Source organism: Acidovorax delafieldii 2AN (assembly GCF_000175235.1).
GTDB classification, from domain to species: Bacteria; Pseudomonadota; Gammaproteobacteria; order Burkholderiales; family Burkholderiaceae_C; genus Acidovorax; species Acidovorax delafieldii_B.
Window position 1 is genome coordinate 1 of sequence record NZ_ACQT01000078.1, and the last position, 15,891, is coordinate 15,891.

The following is a 15,891-nucleotide window of genomic DNA, read 5'->3' on the forward strand; positions in this document are numbered from 1 at the left end:
GGCCGGCATGCTCGCGGCCGCGGCCGCCGGGCGGAACCTCCGGCGCCGCCCTTCTGCAGTCAAATCGCCTGCGCGACCTGCTGATTCTTGATTCAATGGACCGCTGGCGCTTTCACCATAAGCGCCAGCAGCTATCAAAATCATAGTTTTCGCAAGGGCGAAGCGGGCCGTGACATCGCCCACTGCACCGCCAGAATGCTGGCCAGCACCACCAGCATGCCAACGAGCGACAGGCCCCGCAGGGTTTGCCCGAGCAGCCCCCAGCCCAGCAGCACCGCCGTGACGGGGCTGAGCAGCAGCAGCGACGACACCGCCACCGCAGGCAATCGCGCCACGCCCCGGAACCACAGGGCGTACGACAGCAAGGCGCCCACCGAGCTCAGGTACAGGTAGCCCGCCACGTGTGCGGCCGTGAGCGTCTGCAGCGGTGGGTCCACCAACCAGGCCACGGGCGCCAGCATGATGCCGCCTGCCAGCAACTGCCAGCCCGTAAAGGCCAGCACCGGCAGATCGGACCGCCAGCGGCGCGACCAGAACGTGCCCGCCGCCATGCACAGCGTGCCCAACAGCGTGGCCGCCACGCCCAGCATGTCCCAGCGCGCCCCCGGTGACAACAGCAGCGCCGCCATGCCCGCCACACCCAGGGCCCCTGCGACCAGTGCCAGCGCGGGTGGGCGGCGGTGGTCGAGCGCCCAGGTCAGCCCCATCCACCACCAACGGCCCCGACGGCGCCCACCACCGCCGCTACGCCACCTGGCAGGCGGTAGGCCGCGATGAACAGCAGCGCCTGGAACACCCCGATGTTCAGCGCCGCCAGCACCAGCAGGCGCCACCAGCCCGTCCAGTCGCCCCACACAGGCCAGCGCCGGCACCACAGCACCAGCAGCAGACCGGCCGGCAGGGTGCGCAGCAGCGCGGCGGTAAAGGGCCGGTCGGGCGGCAGCAGCTCCGTGGTGACGATGTAGGTCGAGCCCCAAATCACGGGCGCCACTGCCGTGGTCAACGCGTTCAGCCAAGGGGAGGTGCGGGGATCTTTCACAGTTTTTTATCTTTAATTCAAGATAGATCACTCTACCATACAATCTTGAAATCAAGATAAATCGACCCACAACCCATCCGTTACCATGGCCACCCAACGCCCACCCGATGCCGTAGACGCCATCCTTGACCAATGGCACCGCGAGCGGCCCGATCTCGACGTGAGCCCCATGGGGCCCATCGGGCGCATCAAGCGCTGCGCGGCCCTGTTGCAGCGCCGCCTGGACGACACCTTTGGCGCATTCGACCTGACTTCTTGGGAGTTCGACGTACTGGCCACGCTGCGTCGCAGCGGCGCGCCCTACTGCCTGGCGCCGACCACGCTGTTCTCCACGCTCATGGTCACCTCGGGCACCATGACGCACCGCATGGGCAAGCTCGAAGCCCAGGGGTGGATCGAGCGCCTGCCCAACCCCGCCGACGCGCGCAGCTCGCTCGTGCAGCTCACGCCCGAAGGGCTGGAACGGATCGACCGCGCCCTGGAGGCCCACGTGGCCAATGAACACCGCATCCTCGCGCCGCTCAAGGCGGCCGACCTGGCGGCGCTGGATGCGCGGCTGGCGCTGCTGCTGGCGGCGCTGGAGCCACCGCCGGGCCACTAGGAATCCTCCGCACGAGCCACTGTGCCGCGTGCAGTTGCTGCCCCGGGCGGTCTGCGTCGTCGCAAATACCCGCCATCACTGCGGCCATCACCGCGTTTCGCGCCCAGCCGCCCGCTCCGATCCGCAGCGCACACTTGCCGCTCGCTGCATGCAGCGGATCGCTGGCGGTGCATGCCCTTGCGTACTGCGCAGTAACATGGCGGGATGCCCCAAACCCACCTTTACATCCTCACCGGCGCATCGCGCGGCATGGGCCTGGCCATGGCCCAGCAGCTTTTGCGCTGCGGCAACACCCTGGTCTGCGTCGCGCGCAGTGCCAACCCCGACCTGGCCTCCGAGGCCAAGGCGGCGAGCGTCACCATTGAGCAGTGGCAGCAAGACCTGTCGCAAGGCGAGCAGGCCGCGCACAAGTTGCAGGCCTGGCTGCAGGCACAAGGCCCGCAGGCGTTTGCCAGCGCCACACTCATCAACAACGCGGGTGTCATCCCGCGCATCGCCCCGCTATCGCACAGCGACGCCGCCGACTTGGCACACGCCCTGCGCGTGGGGCTGGAGGCGCCCATGCAACTCACCGCCGCCTTCCTCGGGGCCACGGACACTTGGACGGTGCCGCGCAAGGTGCTCAACATCTCTTCGGGGCTGGGCCGCAGGGCCATGGCCTCGCAGGCCGCCTACTGCGCCGCCAAGGCAGGCATGGACCACTTCACGCGCTGCGTGGCGCTGGACGAAGCGATCAAGCCCCACGGTGCCAAGGTATGCTCGCTGGCTCCTGGTGTGATCGACACCGACATGCAGGTCCAGTTGCGCGGCGCCGACCCGGCCGCCTTCCCGGATCGCCAGAATTTCGCCAACCTCAAGACGGGTGGCCAGCTCACCTCGCCTGCCGACGCCGCCACCCGCGTGCTCGCCTGGCTGGAACGCGCAGATTTCGGCACCCAACCGGTGGCCGATGTGCGCGACGCATAGCGTCTCTTCACTCCTGTTTTCATAGCTACTGCCGCATGCGGGAAAAGCGCTAGCGGCCCATCTGATCAAAATTTCTCTGAAAGGACCTCCCCATGACCCGTGAAGTCGTCGTCGTTTCCGCAGTGCGTACCGCCATTGGCACCTTTGGTGGCAGCCTGAAAGACGTGCCCCCCACCGAACTGGGTGCGCTCGTGGTGCGCGAATCGCTCGCGCGTGCCAACGTGGAAGGCAAGGATGTGGGCCATGTGGTGTTCGGCCACGTGGTCAACACCGAGCCCAAGGACATGTACCTCTCGCGCGTGGCCGCCATCAACGGCGGCTGCGGCGAGGGCACGCCCGCGTTCAACGTGAACCGCCTGTGCGGCTCTGGCTTGCAGGCCATCGTCAACGCCAGCCAGTCCATCCTGCTGGGCGACACTGACGTGGCAATTGGCGGCGGCGCCGAGAACATGAGCCGCGTGCCCTTTGCCAGCCTGAACATGCGCTGGGGCGCCCGCATGGGCGACACCAAGATGGTGGACATGATGATCGGTGCACTGCACGACCCGTTCCACAACATCCACATGGGCGTGACGGCCGAGAACATCGCCGCCAAATGGGGCATCACACGCGAAGACCAGGACCGCCTGGCCGTGGAAAGCCATAACCGCGCCGAGCGCGCCACGCAGGCCGGTGTGTTCAAGGACCAGATCGTGCCCGTCACCCTGAAGAGCAAGAAGGGCGACGTGCAATACGCCACCGACGAGCACTTCCGCCCTGGCGCCACGATGGACGACCTGGCCAAGCTCAAGCCGGTGTTCGTGAAGGAAAACGGCACGGTGACGGCCGGCAACGCCTCGGGCATCAACGACGCCGCCGCCGCCGTGGTGCTGATGGAAGCCGGGGCCGCCAAGGCCCGTGGCGCCAAGCCCCTGGCCCGCCTGGTGGCCTACGCCCACGCGGGGGTAGACCCCAAGTACATGGGCATCGGCCCCGTGCCGGCCACGCAGCTGGCGCTCAAGAAGGCCGGCCTCACGGTGAAGGACCTGGACGTGATCGAGGCCAACGAAGCTTTCGCCGCGCAAGCCTGCGCAGTGGCCAAGGACCTGGGCCTGGACCCGGCCAAGGTCAACCCCAATGGCTCGGGCATCTCGCTGGGCCACCCCATTGGCGCCACCGGCGCGCTCATCACCGTCAAGGCCATCCATGAGCTGCAGCGCATCCAGGGCCGCTACGCACTGGTGACGATGTGCATCGGCGGCGGCCAGGGCATTGCGGCGATTTTCGAGCGCCTCTGACATACCTGCGTGCGGCTACAGCCATCGCACCGCGCGATGCTGCCGCCCGCCATTGGCAAGGCAGGCCCTGTGGAGGATCGGCGATCATCCGCAGGGCTGGCCCAGATCAGCAGCGCAGCGCCTGCATACCCCACGGAACATGGCGCCCGCACACCATTGACCCGACGGAGACACCTCTCACCATGATTCGCAAACTGCTTTCGTTCACCGCCATTGCTTTTGCCATGGGCACCACGGCCCATGCCCAGGCGCCCGTACCCGCTGCGGCCTACCCCGCCAAACCCATTCGCCTGATCGTGCCCTTCCCGCCCGGCGGCGGCACGGACATCCTCTCGCGCCTGGTGGCCACCAAGCTCACCGAAAGCGCCAAGTGGACCGTGGTGGCCGACAACAAGGCCGGCGCTGGCGGCACCATCGGCATCACCGAGGCCGTGAAGGCCGCACCCACCGGCTATGACATCGTGATGGGCCAGAAGGACAACCTCGTCATCGGCCCCTGGCTCTACAAGAACCTGCCTTGGGACCCCACCAAAGACCTCACCGCCGTGGCGCACGTGGCCTACACACCCGTGGTGATCGCCACCAGCGCCAACTCCAAGTTCAAGAGCCTGGCCGACGTGGTGGCTGCGGCCAAGGCTGCGCCTGGCAGCATCACCTATGGTTCGCCCGGCAACGGCACCTCGATCCACCTCGCAGGCGATCTGTTCGAAAAGGCCGCCGGCGTGAAGTTGAGCCATATTCCCTACAAGGGCTCGAACCCCGCACTGATGGACGCGCTGGCGGGTAATGTCGACTTGCTGGTGTCGTCGCTGCCATCGGCCATGGGCCAGATCAAATCGGGCAAGCTGCGCCCTCTGGCAGTCACCTCGGCCAAGCGCAGCTCTTCGCTGCCTGACGTGCCCACGGTGGCCGAGTCGGGCTTCAAGGGCTTCGATGTGAGCACCTGGTATGGCATCCTGGCCCCGGCCGGCACGCCCGCCAACGTGGTCAATGCCATCAACGCCGAAGTCAACAAGCTGCTGGCCACGGCCGACATGAAGGCCGCCATCCACGCCCAGGGCGCCGAGCCAGAAGCCATGTCGGCCGCCCAGTTTGGCGCCCTGCTCAAGGCCGACTACACAAAATGGAAAGGCATCGTGGAAGCCTCGGGCGCCAAGATCGAGTGACCCCCTGTGGCGCTCCGCGCCTTCCTCCTGATGGAGGACGCACCCGGTGGACTGGCAAAGCCAGATCCACGGGTGCACTGGCGTGGGGTGTGCCTATTCCACGGACTTGGGGATGCGGGATGCGGGATGCGGGATACGGGATGCGGGATGCGGGATACGGGATACGGGATACGGGATACGGATGCGCAGCATCATCGAGACCTGAAAACAAGAACGGCTCCTTTCGGAGCCGTTCTTGTTTTTGAATGCGCCAGGGCGGTCTGCTGATGAAGCCACGTAAAGCATATGACCTGTGAGCCTGGCGCAGCGCCCGCGAGGGGCGCCAAGCCTGGGCCGCCCCGCGACGATGGCATCAGCCCATTGTGAGAAGGCGCCGCAGGCGACTCAGGGGACTACCTTAGTCCCGCACCACCAGCACTGGCACATGCACCACGCCCAGCACGCGCTGCGTCACGCTGCCCAGCACGAGCTTTTCCAGGCCCCGGCGGCCATGTGAGCCCATCACGATGAGGTCCGCACCGGTGTTTTCGAGCGCGCGCAGAATGCCGTCGTGCACCGCATGGCCCTCGCCCACCACCGCCGTGGCCTGCACGCCTGCCTCGGCCATGGCCTTCTTGGTTGCGTCGAGCGCGCTGTTGGCCTCGGCCGTCGCGGCGCTCAGGTATTGCGCCTGGCCATAGGCGAAATCGGCACCCACGCCGGTGAAGGGATAGGGATCGATCACGTACAGCGCCGTGACAGCGCTGCCGAAAGTCTTGGCCAGGGCCGCCGCCTTGGACACCGCGAGCATCGAGGTCTTGGAGCCGTCGACTGGAACCAGAATGTGTTTGAACATGTGCTTCTCCTCAGGTTGATCAGGCCAGGCAACGGCCTGGAAACATGGGCCCAGTGTGGCGGCCCGCACCTCCGTACACCTTGATTCGCATCAAATCATGGCGCCTTGACCGGCGGGCCCGCCGGTACGTCGCCCACCACATCAGCCCCCTGAAAACCACCCCGCCGGCAGGTCACCACCAGCGTGTCGCGGTAGCCACCCGGCACCAGGGGCTGGATGGGCGTGGTTTCGTGGATCATGCGGGCATCATCGAGCAGCATGAGCGACCACGGCGCGCTCAGGGTGAAGCGCTGCCCCGCGGGCCCTGCCGCCTCGAATACCCGCGTTTCGCCTCCCTTCACACCCTGGCGCTCCACCAAAAAGACGGCGACCAGATCCACGCCGTCGCGGTGCGCCCCCTCGGGCGTGGGTCGGCCGATGCCGTCGGTGGTGTCGATGCGGAACTGGTGCGCCTCGACGAACCACCGTGCGGGCGCGTCGGCGCCGGCAAACACCGCATCGCACACGCCCGCCAGGGCGGTCAGGAGCTGCGACCACACGGGCCGCGCCACCGTCTCGGCCGTCATGGGGGCAAACCAGCGCTCCATGCCGCCATGCAGTGCGTTGTATTCCAGCGGCTGCCAGTGGGCGCGATGGGGCACCTGCACCACATGGCCCGCCTGCACCTCGAAGCAGGCATGGCGGCGGCGGCGGTAGCGCCCCCCGTCCTTCAGGAACTCGTCTGGGGGCAGTTCAGCCCAATCGGGCGCAATGGATTGCAACTGCGTGAGCGCACAGCCGGACCACTCCGCCATGTCCTGCGGCGACAGCACGGCGTACCCTTGGGAGCGCAGTTGTCCGGCCACATCTTCGGGGCGGGTGAATGGAGGAGAGAAAGTGGTTGTGGCCATGAATGACGACCTGACAGCAGGCGCGAAAAAGGGACGGACCAGGCAGCAAAGAAAAGATCCAATGGAGAACCGATGAAGAGCCAACGCCAAGGACAATCACGGCGGCACGGCAACGGGGTGCGGGCAGCACCCTGTCCGTCGGTCAGGCCGCTGGCTCAGTCGCGGTGGCCGTGGCCCCGGCCGCGGCCCTCGCCCCGGCCTTCGCCGCGGTTGTGCTTTCCACCCCGGTGGCCATCGTCCCAATGGCGATCATCCCGGCCATTGCGGTAATCGGGCCGGCCGCCATACGCGGGGCCGCGTGGCGGCTCCTTCACGAAATAGACGGGTTGGCCGCAGGCGTTGTAGCGGGCGCAGTGCTTGCCCCAGTTCTTGGCATGCCCCGGGGGCACATACAGGTAGATGGGAGAACGCGGCACCATCACGGCAGGCCGTTGGATGATCACCGGTTCGGCATAGAGCAAAGGCGGCGGCGGTGCATTGCCGATATCGATGCGCCCATACACACCCGGCGCCAACTGCCCTCCCACGGTGGCGTTGACGTAAGACTGCGCATGGGCGCCGGCGGCGGTGGCCGCCAGCAGCGCGGCGGCAGCCCCGGACATGAGGTGGCGGAGGGTGGTGTTCATGGTTTACTCCTTCGGAATCAGGGAACAGCCCATTTGTAACAAGGTCCGGGGCACTCTTCGGCCAATACGGCCACCAAAAATGTAAGCAAATGGATGCAGGCACCCCGTCCATCTGCACCTATTTGCCCGTTGCGCTTCATTCTAGGGCGCTGACCGCTATCTTTTTCGAAGCAGATGATCGGTACTGCCCGGTGCCCATGGCACTTTCGCCATCGTGCCGTGAAATCAGCCCCCCGCAGCGCACCACAAGCACCGGCCTGGCAACCGCTTTGCGGCTGAACGCCCGCGTCCGCCGGACGCTATCGACAGCGCTTTCACCCCGGCCACGCGTCGTCCTTTCCCGGCCCGGGCCATCCTCAACCACCAGCAGGACAACCCAGCGCCCTGCTCGTGAATCCGCACCTTGCCACCAGAGAGTGCAACGCCCACCGCCACACGCTGCAAAAAGGGAGGCGCGGGCAGCCGCCACCTGCAGGCTTGGGGTAGCATGGAAGCTACCCCCGCCAAGCAGGAGAACGCGATGCCCTACGAACGCCGCCACTTCGTCCGCGTCAGCTTTGATGCACCGGCCCAGCTTGCAACCCCGACCGACACGCTCAGCGTGCATGTGCACGACCTCTCGCTCAAGGGGGCACTGATCACGGCACCGCCCCAGGCAAACCTTGTGCCGGGCATGCTGTGCCAGCTCACCATTGCGCTGGCCGAAAGCAACAACCACATCGCCATGTCGACCGAAGTGGCCCACAGCGAAGGCCTGCACACGGGACTGCTGTGCCGCAGCATCGACCTCGACAGCGTCACCCACCTGCGCCGTCTCATCGAGCTGCAGCTGGGCGACCCCGCACTGCTGGAACGCGACCTGGGCGAGCTGACGCACAGCGCTCCACCGCCCTGACACCCGCCGCAGCCAAGCCCGCCCGCAAGATGACCAGGGGCCGGGCGGCCACGCCAGGTTGCAGTGTCAGCCTTGGGGTGCGGCAGCGCCGGAAGGCTCCTGCTCTTGCAGCAAGCGCCACATCACCTTGCCGCTGCCGCTCTTGGGCAGTGCCGTCACGAACTGCACGATGCGCGGCACCTTGTAGACCGCCATGTTCTCGCGGCACCAATCGATGATTTCCTGCTCGGTCGTTTGCTGGTGCGTGGGACGCAGCACCACCACGGCCTTCACGGTCTCGCCGCGGTAGCTGTCCTTGGCGGCGATGATGCAGGCCTCCTGGATCGCGGGGTGGCGGAACATCAGCGCCTCGACCTCGGCCGGCCACACCTTGAAGCCGCTGGCGTTGATCATGCGCTTGAGGCGGTCGGTCAGGAAGAAGTAGCCGTCCTCGTCCATGCGCCCCAGGTCGCCCGAGCGGAAGAAGCGCTTGCCCTCGAACTCGATGAACGCGGACTCCGTGGCGTCCGGCCGCTTCCAGTAGCCCTCGAACACCTCTGGGCCGTGGATGATGATTTCGCCCTGCTCGCCCACGGGCACTTCGTGCAGGGTCTCGGGATCGATCACGCGCGCATCGGTGCCGATGAACGGAATGCCCAGGCACTGCTGCTTGGGGTTTTCGGGCGGATTGGTGTGGGACGGCGCGGCCGTCTCCGTCAGGCCATAACCCTCTGCGTAGCGCAGGCCGTAGTGGTCCAGCAGGCGCTGCGCCACCGCCTGCGGCATGGCCGCCCCCCCGCCGCCGATGTAGACCAGACTCGAAAGGTCGTACTGGGCGAAATGGGGGCTGGCCAGCAGGTCGATGATCATCGTGGGGATGTTCGTCCACGCCGTCACCTTGTAGCGCGAGATCAGGCGCCCTGCCAGGTCGCGGTCCCAGCGGGGCATCACCAAAAGGGTGGCCCCCATGTAGATGGCCGCATGCATCACGCTCACCATGCCTGTGATGTGGAACATGGGCACCACGGCCAGCGTCACGTTGTCCGCCGTTCCGGTGCCCCACAGGCTGCTGGCCACCGCGTTGTGCATGATGCTGCGGTGCAGGTGCATGCAGCCCTTGGGCAGGCCCGTGGTGCCGCTGGTGTAGGGCAGCACCGCCAGATCGCCCAGGCCCACCACCAGAGCGGGTGGCTCGGCGTTGCAGGCCAGAGCATCGGCCCATGCGTGCGCCTGACCGCCCTCCAGCACCGGCAAGGCGTGGACGGTGCACAGCCAGTCGCGCCAGGCGTCGGGCGGTGCATCGGGGCCTGCAACGTCCGCATCGAACGCATCGGTGAACTGCGTCACCACCAGATGCGCCAGCCGCTCTCCGGGCGCCAACGCGTTGCTGGCCTTGGCAAGCTCGGGGGCGAGGTCGGCGGTGGTGATGGCGACCTTGGTGTCAGGGTCGGTGATGTAGTGCTTGAGCTCTTCGGCCCGGTTCATCGGGTTGACCGGCACCACCACGGCGTTGGCGCGCAGGATGGCAAAGTGCGCCATCACGAGCTGCGGACAGTTCTGCATGCACAGCACCACCCGGTCGCCGCGCTGCACGCCCAGCTGCGCCAGCCGCGCTGCCAGGCGCTCGGCGCCATCGGCGAGCGCACGGTAGCTCAGCGCTCGGCCAAAAAACACCAGCGCCGCCTTGTCCGGGTAGCGGCGCGCGCTGATGGCCAGGTTGTCCCACAGCGAAGTGGACGGCAGGGTGATGGAATGGGGCAGCCGGTGGGGCCAGAACTTGAAGTGGGGACGCATGGAGGGTTCCTTTACCCCGGCAGCCTAGAGGCGATAGACGCCACAGGCATTGGGGAAGCCACTGATGCCGCGTCGCGCAGGTGACGCCAAGGCCGGCCTCTGCGGTGCCCCCCGCCTTGTCGTCCCACGCGGCAGCGGCTCCCTTCCTCACCTGCCTGACGGAGCCGATCGATCCCGCAAGCACGGCCGCTGGCGCACCTTGCATCCTTGCCCTGGCGGTGCGGTTGCGCAGCGAAATAAATCGCGCGCGAGTTCTCAGCTATTGACCTGCGCCCACAGCTTGTCCAGCCGCTTCACGCTCACCGGCTGCGGCGTGCGCAGCTCTTGCGCGAAGAAGCTCACGCGCAGTTCTTCCAGCAGCCAGCGCAGCTCCTGCATGCGGGCATCCACGTGGCCCTTGCGCTCGGCCACCAGGCGCCAGTAGCGCTGCTCTTGCGGGCGCAACTCGGCCAGCCTGGCGGCGTCGCGGGCGGGGTCGGCGCGGTATTTGTCCAGGCGCAGGGTGATAGCCTTGAGGTAGCGGGCGTAGTGGGCCAGTTGCGCCCAAGGGGCGACGGCGATGAAGTTCTTGGGCACCAGGCGCTGCAGTTGCTGCTGCGCATCCTGCGTGGCCTCGGGCGCATTCTTGGTGTCCTTGATCTTGCGGGCGGCGGCGGCGTATTCGACCAAGATGGTGGCCGCCAGGCGCGCGACCTCGTTGGCGATCAGCGTGAGGCGGCCCCGGCCCTCTTCCACGCGGCGCTTGAAAGCGAACTCGTCGGTGGGCAGCGGGTCGAGCAAAAAGGCGCGGTCCAGCGCGACGTCAATGATCTGCGTGCGCAACTCTTCCTGCGTGCCCAGGGGCATGTAAGCCACGGCCATCTTCTGCAGGTCGGGGATGTTCTTCTCGAGGTACTTGAGCGCATCCTTGATCTGCAGCGCAAACAGGCGGCGCAGGCCCGCGCGGTGCTTGGCGGCAGCCACTTCGGGCTCGTCGAAGACCTCGATGGTCACGGCGTCGCCCCCGTCGATGAGCGCCGGGAAGCCGATCAGCGTCTGGCCGGCCTTCTTGATCTCCATGAGTTCGGGCAACTCGCCAAACGTCCAGGTGGTGTTGCGCTGGCCTGCGGGGGCTGAGGGGGTGGCGCTGGCCGGCTTCGATTGTTGGGCTGTCTGCGGCGGGGATTTCACTCCTGATTTAATAGCTGCCTGCGCTTTACCATCAAGCACCAGAGGCACATTTGACTCAGATTTCACCCCCTCAGCCGCCGCACCGCCGAGCTTGAGCCCCGCCAACGCCTGGAACGCACCGCGCGCCTTGGCGCCCCACTCGGCCTTGAGCGCGCCCAGGTTGCGGCCGTGGCCCAGCTGGCGGCCGTGCTCGTCCACCACGCGGAAGTTCATGAACAGGTGCGGGCTGAGCATGTCGAGCTTGAAGTCGGCGCGCTTCACGTCGAGCGAGGTTTCGTCGCGCACCTGCTTGAGAAGCACATCGGTCAGGCTGCCGGTGCCAAAGCGCTCGGGCGCGCCCAGCAGTTCGGCCAGGCGCGTGGCGCTGTCGGGCAGCGGCACAAAGCGGCTGCGCGGGCGTTGCGGCAGGCTCTTGAGCAGGGCCTGGATCTTGTCCTTGAGCATGCCGGGCACCAGCCATTCGCAGCGCTCCTCGCTCACCTGGTTGAGCACGAAGAGCGGGATGGTCACGGTGATGCCGTCGCGCGCATCGCCGGGCTCGTGCAAGTAGCTGGCGGCGCAGTCCACGCCACCCAGGCGCACCGTTTTGGGGAAGGCGTTGGTGGTGATGCCGGCGGCCTCGTGGCGCATCAGCTCCTCGCGGGTGAGCTTGAGCAGGTCTGGTTGTTTCTTGGACTCCTCGCGGTACCAGGCCTCGAAACTGTGCCCGCTGCACACCTCGGGCGGCAGTTGCTGGTCATAAAAGGCGTAGATCAGCTCGTCGTCCACCAGCACGTCCTGGCGGCGCGACTTGTGCTCCAGCTCTTCGACCTTGGCGATGAGCTTCTGGTTGGCGGCCAGAAACGGCAGGCGCGTCTCCCAGTTGCCGCCCACCAGCGCCTCGCGGATGAACACCTCGCGCGCGGCGTGGGGGTCCACCTTGCCGAAGTTCACGCGGCGGTTGTTGTAGACCACGATGCCGTAGAGCGTGGCGCGCTCCAGCGCCACCACCTCGGCAGACTTCTTCTCCCAGTGCGGGTCCAGCAGCTGCTTCTTGAGCAGGTGCCCGCCCATCTGCTCCAGCCACTGCGGCTCGATGGCCGCAATGCCCCGGCCAAACAGGCGCGTGGTCTCCACCAGTTCGGACGCGATGATCCACCGGCCGGGCTTCTTGTTCAGGTGCGCACCAGGGTGCTTGTAGAACTTGATGCCCCGCGCGCCCAGGTACCAGTCTTCCTCGTCGCTCTTGACGCCCACATTGCCCAGCAAACCGGCCAGCATCGACAGGTGCAGCTGCTCGTAGCTGGCGGGCCGGGCGTTGATCTGCCACTTGTGCTCAGTGACGACGGTGAGCAGCTGGGTGTGGATGTCGCGCCACTCGCGCAGGCGGCGAATGCTGATGAAGTTCTGGCGCAGCAGCTGCTCATACTGGCGGTTGCTGAGCTTGTGGGTGGCGGCTGGGGCCACAGCGGCGCTTGCGGGTGCAGGTGCAGGAGGCGCTGCCGCAGGGCTGCCACCGCCGCCGCGCTGCGCTACCGGCAAATACGCCTGCGAAGGCGCCTTCTGCGCAGCCATGGCCTTTTGCGCGCGGGCCGATGGCAGGCTGGGCGCCCCGCCACGCGCCTCGTTGATCCATTTCCACAGCTTCAGATACCCGCTGAACTCGCTCTTGTCGTCGTCGAACTTGGCGTGCGCCTGGTCGGCCTGCTGTTGTGCCTCCATGGGGCGGTCGCGCACATCCTGCACGCTCAATGCGCTGGCGATGATGAGCACCTCGTCCAGCGCCTTGCGGTCGCGCGCCTCGATGATCATGCGGCCCACGCGCGGGTCGAGCGGCAGGCGCGACAGCTCCACGCCCATGGGGGTCAGCTCGTTGGCATCGTCCACCGCACCCAGCTCGGCCAGCAGCTGGTAGCCGTCGGCAATCGCGCGGCCCGAGGGCGCCTCGATGAACGGGAACTGCGTGACATCGCCCAGGTGCAGCGACTTCATTCGCAGGATGACGCCCGCGAGCGAGCTGCGCAGGATTTCCGGGTCGGTGAAGCGCGGGCGGCCATTGAAGTCCGCCTCGTCGTACAGGCGGATGCAGATGCCGTTGGCCACGCGGCCGCAGCGGCCCGCACGCTGGTTGGCGGCGGCCTGGCTGATGGGCTCCACCAGCAGCTGCTCCACCTTGCTGCGGAAACTATAGCGCTTGACGCGTGCGGTGCCTGCGTCAATCACGTAGCGGATGCCGGGCACGGTGAGCGAGGTCTCGGCCACGTTGGTGGCCAGCACGATGCGCCGGCCCGTGTGGCCGTCAAAGATGCGGTCCTGCTCGGCCTGCGACAGGCGCGCAAACAGCGGCAGCACCTCGGCATTGCGCATCACGGGCTGGTGCGACAGGTGCTTGCGCAGGTGGTCGGCGGCTTCGCGGATTTCGCGCTCGCCGGGCAGAAAGACCAGGATGTCGCCCGCCGCATTGCCCTGCCACAGCTCGTCCACACCATCGGCGATGGCCTCGTTCAGGCCGTAGTCGCGGCTGTCTTCAAACGGGCGGTAGCGCTGCTCCACCGGAAAGGTGCGGCCCGACACCATGATGACCGGGGCCGGACCCTTGGCGCTTTCAAAGTGTTTGGCAAACCGGTCGGCATCAATCGTGGCCGACGTGACGATGACCTTCAGGTCCGGCCGGCGCGGCAGGATCTGGCGGATGTAGCCCAGCAGAAAGTCGATGTTGAGGCTGCGCTCGTGCGCCTCGTCGATGATGATGGTGTCGTAGGCCTTGAGCAGCGGGTCGGTCTGCGTCTCTGCCAGCAAGATGCCGTCCGTCATGAGCTTGACGGACGCATCGCGGCTCAAGCGGTCCTGGAACCGCACCTTGAAGCCCACCACATCACCCAGAGGCGTCTTCAGCTCTTCGGCGATGCGCTTGGCCACGCTGCTGGCCGCAATACGGCGGGGCTGGGTGTGGCCGATGAGCTGGCCTTTCTGGCCCGGCTTCGCGTTGCATTTGCCCCGGCCCAGCGCCAGCGCGATCTTGGGCAACTGCGTGGTCTTGCCCGAGCCAGTTTCACCGCACACGATGATGACCTGGTGCCGGCGCATGGCCTCCATGATCTCGTCACGCCGGCCAGAGACGGGCAGGGATTCCGGAAACTCGATGTGCAGGGGAGATGAAACGGTGGGCGCAGTCAAGGCAGAAACTTCGTAGAGAATCGCGAATTATCCCAGCCCTGGCTGTTTTCCTCCCACCGTCCGCCCAAGCCCCCCGTACATGTCTGCTGTCTTCAATTTCACCTTCGTCCCCTGGTTCCGCTCGGTGGCGCCCTACATCCACAAGTTCCGCAACCAGACGTTCGTGATCGGCCTGCCCGGCGAGGGCATTGCGGCGGGCAAGCTGCACAACATTGCCCAGGATCTGGCGCTGATCCAGGCCATGGGCGTGAAGATCGTGCTGGTGCACGGCTTTCGCCCGCAGGTGAATGAGCAACTGGCAGCCAAGGGCCACGCCGCGCGGTATTCGCATGGCATCCGCATCACCGATTCGGTGGCCCTCGATTGCGCGCAAGAAGCCGCGGGCCAGCTGCGCTACGAGATCGAAGCCGCCTTCAGCCAGGGCCTGCCCAACACCCCCATGGCGGGCGCCACGGTACGCGTGATCTCGGGCAACTTCCTCACGGCGCGGCCCGTGGGCATTGTGGATGGCGTGGATTTCCAGCACTCGGGCCTGGTGCGCAAGGTGGACGTGGCCGGCATCCAGCGCACGCTGGACATGGGCGCACTGGTGCTGCTGTCGCCCTTCGGCTTCTCGCCCACGGGCGAGGCCTTCAACCTCAACATGGAAGAAGTGGCCACCTCGGTGGCCATTGCGCTCAAGGCCGACAAGCTCATCTTCTTGACCGAGGTGCCCGGCATCCGCATGCAGCCCGGCGAGCCCGAGAGCGAAGACAACCCCATCGACACCGAACTGCCGCTGGCCACCGCCCAGGCCCTGCTGGCAAAGCTGCCCCCGGCGCAGCAACCCACCGATGTGGCCTTTTACCTGCAGCACTGCGTGAAGGCCTGCAAGGCCGGGGTGGAGCGCAGCCACATCATTCCCTTCGCGCTCGACGGCTCGCTGCTGCTGGAGGTGTATGTGCACGATGGCATCGGCACCATGGTCATCGATGAAAAACTCGAAGAGCTGCGCGAAGCCACCATCGACGACGTGGGCGGCATCCTGCAGCTGATCGAGCCCTTCGAGAAGGATGGCACGCTGGTCAAGCGCGACCGCACCGAGATCGAACGCGACATCGAGAGCTACACCGTGATCGAGCACGACGGCGTGATCTTCGGCTGCGCGGCGCTGTACCCCTACCCCGAGGCCCGCACGGCCGAGATGGCGGCCGTAACGGTGTCGCCCCAAAGCCAGGGCACGGGCGACGGCGAAAAGCTGCTCAAGCGCATCGAGCAGCGTGCCCGCGCCCGGGGCCTGGACAGCATCTTCGTGCTGACCACGCGCACCATGCACTGGTTCCTCAAGCGCGGCTTCCAGTCGGTGGACCCCGACTGGCTGCCCGATGCCCGCAAGCGCAAGTACAACTGGGACCGCAAGAGCCAGGTGTTGGTCAAGAAGCTCTGACGCGGGCAGCGCAAGCGCCAGTGCGCGGCGCGCCCCGTTGCCCGCCATCGCCAGCCTGGACCGGCCGCAAG

11 protein-coding genes and 1 pseudogene are annotated in these 15,891 nt (G+C 66.8%); 6 read left to right on the forward strand and 6 right to left on the reverse strand.

The genetic code is table 11. From position 1 onward, the window contains the following. Positions 1–140: 140 nt before the first annotated feature. Positions 141–1,039, reverse strand: a pseudogene (locus ACDELDRAFT_RS11530) (EamA family transporter). Between the two features lie 85 nt (positions 1,040–1,124). Here ACDELDRAFT_RS11530 and ACDELDRAFT_RS11535 point away from each other — a divergent pair. The 4 genes from ACDELDRAFT_RS11535 (at position 1,125) to ACDELDRAFT_RS11550 (ending at position 5,049) form a co-directional block, all read left to right on the forward strand. Next, positions 1,125–1,640, forward strand: a complete 516-nt coding sequence (locus ACDELDRAFT_RS11535) for a MarR family winged helix-turn-helix transcriptional regulator (protein ID WP_005796820.1) — start codon at positions 1,125–1,127, stop codon at positions 1,638–1,640. A gap of 204 nt (positions 1,641–1,844) precedes the next feature. Continuing rightward, positions 1,845–2,606, forward strand: coding sequence for an SDR family NAD(P)-dependent oxidoreductase (locus ACDELDRAFT_RS11540; RefSeq protein ID WP_005796822.1), 762 nt, complete (start codon positions 1,845–1,847; stop codon positions 2,604–2,606). 92 nt (positions 2,607–2,698) lie between these two features. Then, positions 2,699–3,883 (forward strand): beta-ketothiolase BktB, encoded by a 1,185-nt coding sequence (gene bktB, locus ACDELDRAFT_RS11545; protein WP_005796824.1) that lies wholly within the window; start codon positions 2,699–2,701, stop codon positions 3,881–3,883. A gap of 182 nt (positions 3,884–4,065) precedes the next feature. After that, positions 4,066–5,049: a tripartite tricarboxylate transporter substrate binding protein gene (locus ACDELDRAFT_RS11550; protein WP_005796826.1), complete on the forward strand. Its 984-nt coding sequence runs from the start codon at positions 4,066–4,068 to the stop codon at positions 5,047–5,049. A 397-nt stretch (positions 5,050–5,446) separates the two neighbouring features. Here ACDELDRAFT_RS11550 and ACDELDRAFT_RS11555 read toward each other — a convergent pair whose 3' ends face one another. The 3 genes from ACDELDRAFT_RS11555 to ACDELDRAFT_RS11565 form a co-directional block, all read right to left on the reverse strand. Then, positions 5,447–5,884: a universal stress protein gene (locus ACDELDRAFT_RS11555; protein WP_005796830.1), complete on the reverse strand. Its 438-nt coding sequence runs from the start codon at positions 5,882–5,884 to the stop codon at positions 5,447–5,449. Positions 5,885–5,979: 95 nt separating this feature from the next. After that, entirely contained in the window at positions 5,980–6,774 is a 795-nt protein-coding gene (locus ACDELDRAFT_RS11560; protein ID WP_005796832.1) for a 2OG-Fe dioxygenase family protein, read from the reverse strand. A gap of 155 nt (positions 6,775–6,929) precedes the next feature. Then, positions 6,930–7,400, reverse strand: coding sequence for a hypothetical protein (locus tag ACDELDRAFT_RS11565; RefSeq protein ID WP_005796834.1), 471 nt, complete (start codon positions 7,398–7,400; stop codon positions 6,930–6,932). A gap of 487 nt (positions 7,401–7,887) precedes the next feature. On the opposite strand from ACDELDRAFT_RS11565, the gene ACDELDRAFT_RS11570 reads away from it, so the two are divergent. Next, complete coding sequence (locus ACDELDRAFT_RS11570; RefSeq protein WP_232504758.1) at positions 7,888–8,295, forward strand: PilZ domain-containing protein; 408 nt, start codon at positions 7,888–7,890, stop codon at positions 8,293–8,295. 66 nt (positions 8,296–8,361) lie between these two features. Here the strand turns inward: ACDELDRAFT_RS11570 and ACDELDRAFT_RS11575 are convergent, their stop codons facing one another. Continuing rightward, positions 8,362–10,068: a long-chain fatty acid--CoA ligase gene (locus ACDELDRAFT_RS11575; RefSeq protein WP_005796840.1), complete on the reverse strand. Its 1,707-nt coding sequence runs from the start codon at positions 10,066–10,068 to the stop codon at positions 8,362–8,364. A gap of 255 nt (positions 10,069–10,323) precedes the next feature. Continuing rightward, complete coding sequence (gene hrpA, locus ACDELDRAFT_RS11580; RefSeq protein ID WP_040328936.1) at positions 10,324–14,313, reverse strand: ATP-dependent RNA helicase HrpA; 3,990 nt, start codon at positions 14,311–14,313, stop codon at positions 10,324–10,326. Positions 14,314–14,473: 160 nt separating this feature from the next. Between hrpA and argA the strand changes: the two genes are divergently transcribed. Then, positions 14,474–15,820, forward strand: coding sequence for an amino-acid N-acetyltransferase (gene argA / locus ACDELDRAFT_RS11585; protein WP_005796843.1), 1,347 nt, complete (start codon positions 14,474–14,476; stop codon positions 15,818–15,820). Positions 15,821–15,891: the final 71 nt, after the last annotated feature.

Excerpts from the sequence above, each read along its gene's own strand:
- argA (WP_005796843.1), top strand. The coding sequence starts at position 14,474 with ATGTCTGCTGTCTTCAATTTCACCTTCGTCCCCTGGTTCCGCTCGGTG.
- ACDELDRAFT_RS11555 (WP_005796830.1), bottom strand. The coding sequence starts at position 5,884 with ATGTTCAAACACATTCTGGTTCCAGTCGACGGCTCCAAGACCTCGATG.
- ACDELDRAFT_RS11560 (WP_005796832.1), bottom strand. The coding sequence starts at position 6,774 with ATGGCCACAACCACTTTCTCTCCTCCATTCACCCGCCCCGAAGATGTG.
- ACDELDRAFT_RS11550 (WP_005796826.1), top strand. The coding sequence starts at position 4,066 with ATGATTCGCAAACTGCTTTCGTTCACCGCCATTGCTTTTGCCATGGGC.
- ACDELDRAFT_RS11540 (WP_005796822.1), top strand. The coding sequence starts at position 1,845 with ATGCCCCAAACCCACCTTTACATCCTCACCGGCGCATCGCGCGGCATG.
- ACDELDRAFT_RS11565 (WP_005796834.1), bottom strand. The coding sequence starts at position 7,400 with ATGAACACCACCCTCCGCCACCTCATGTCCGGGGCTGCCGCCGCGCTG.
- bktB (WP_005796824.1), top strand. The coding sequence starts at position 2,699 with ATGACCCGTGAAGTCGTCGTCGTTTCCGCAGTGCGTACCGCCATTGGC.
- ACDELDRAFT_RS11535 (WP_005796820.1), top strand. The coding sequence starts at position 1,125 with ATGGCCACCCAACGCCCACCCGATGCCGTAGACGCCATCCTTGACCAA.
- ACDELDRAFT_RS11575 (WP_005796840.1), bottom strand. The coding sequence starts at position 10,068 with ATGCGTCCCCACTTCAAGTTCTGGCCCCACCGGCTGCCCCATTCCATC.
- ACDELDRAFT_RS11570 (WP_232504758.1), top strand. The coding sequence starts at position 7,888 with ATGGAAGCTACCCCCGCCAAGCAGGAGAACGCGATGCCCTACGAACGC.
- hrpA (WP_040328936.1), bottom strand. The coding sequence starts at position 14,313 with ATGGAGGCCATGCGCCGGCACCAGGTCATCATCGTGTGCGGTGAAACT.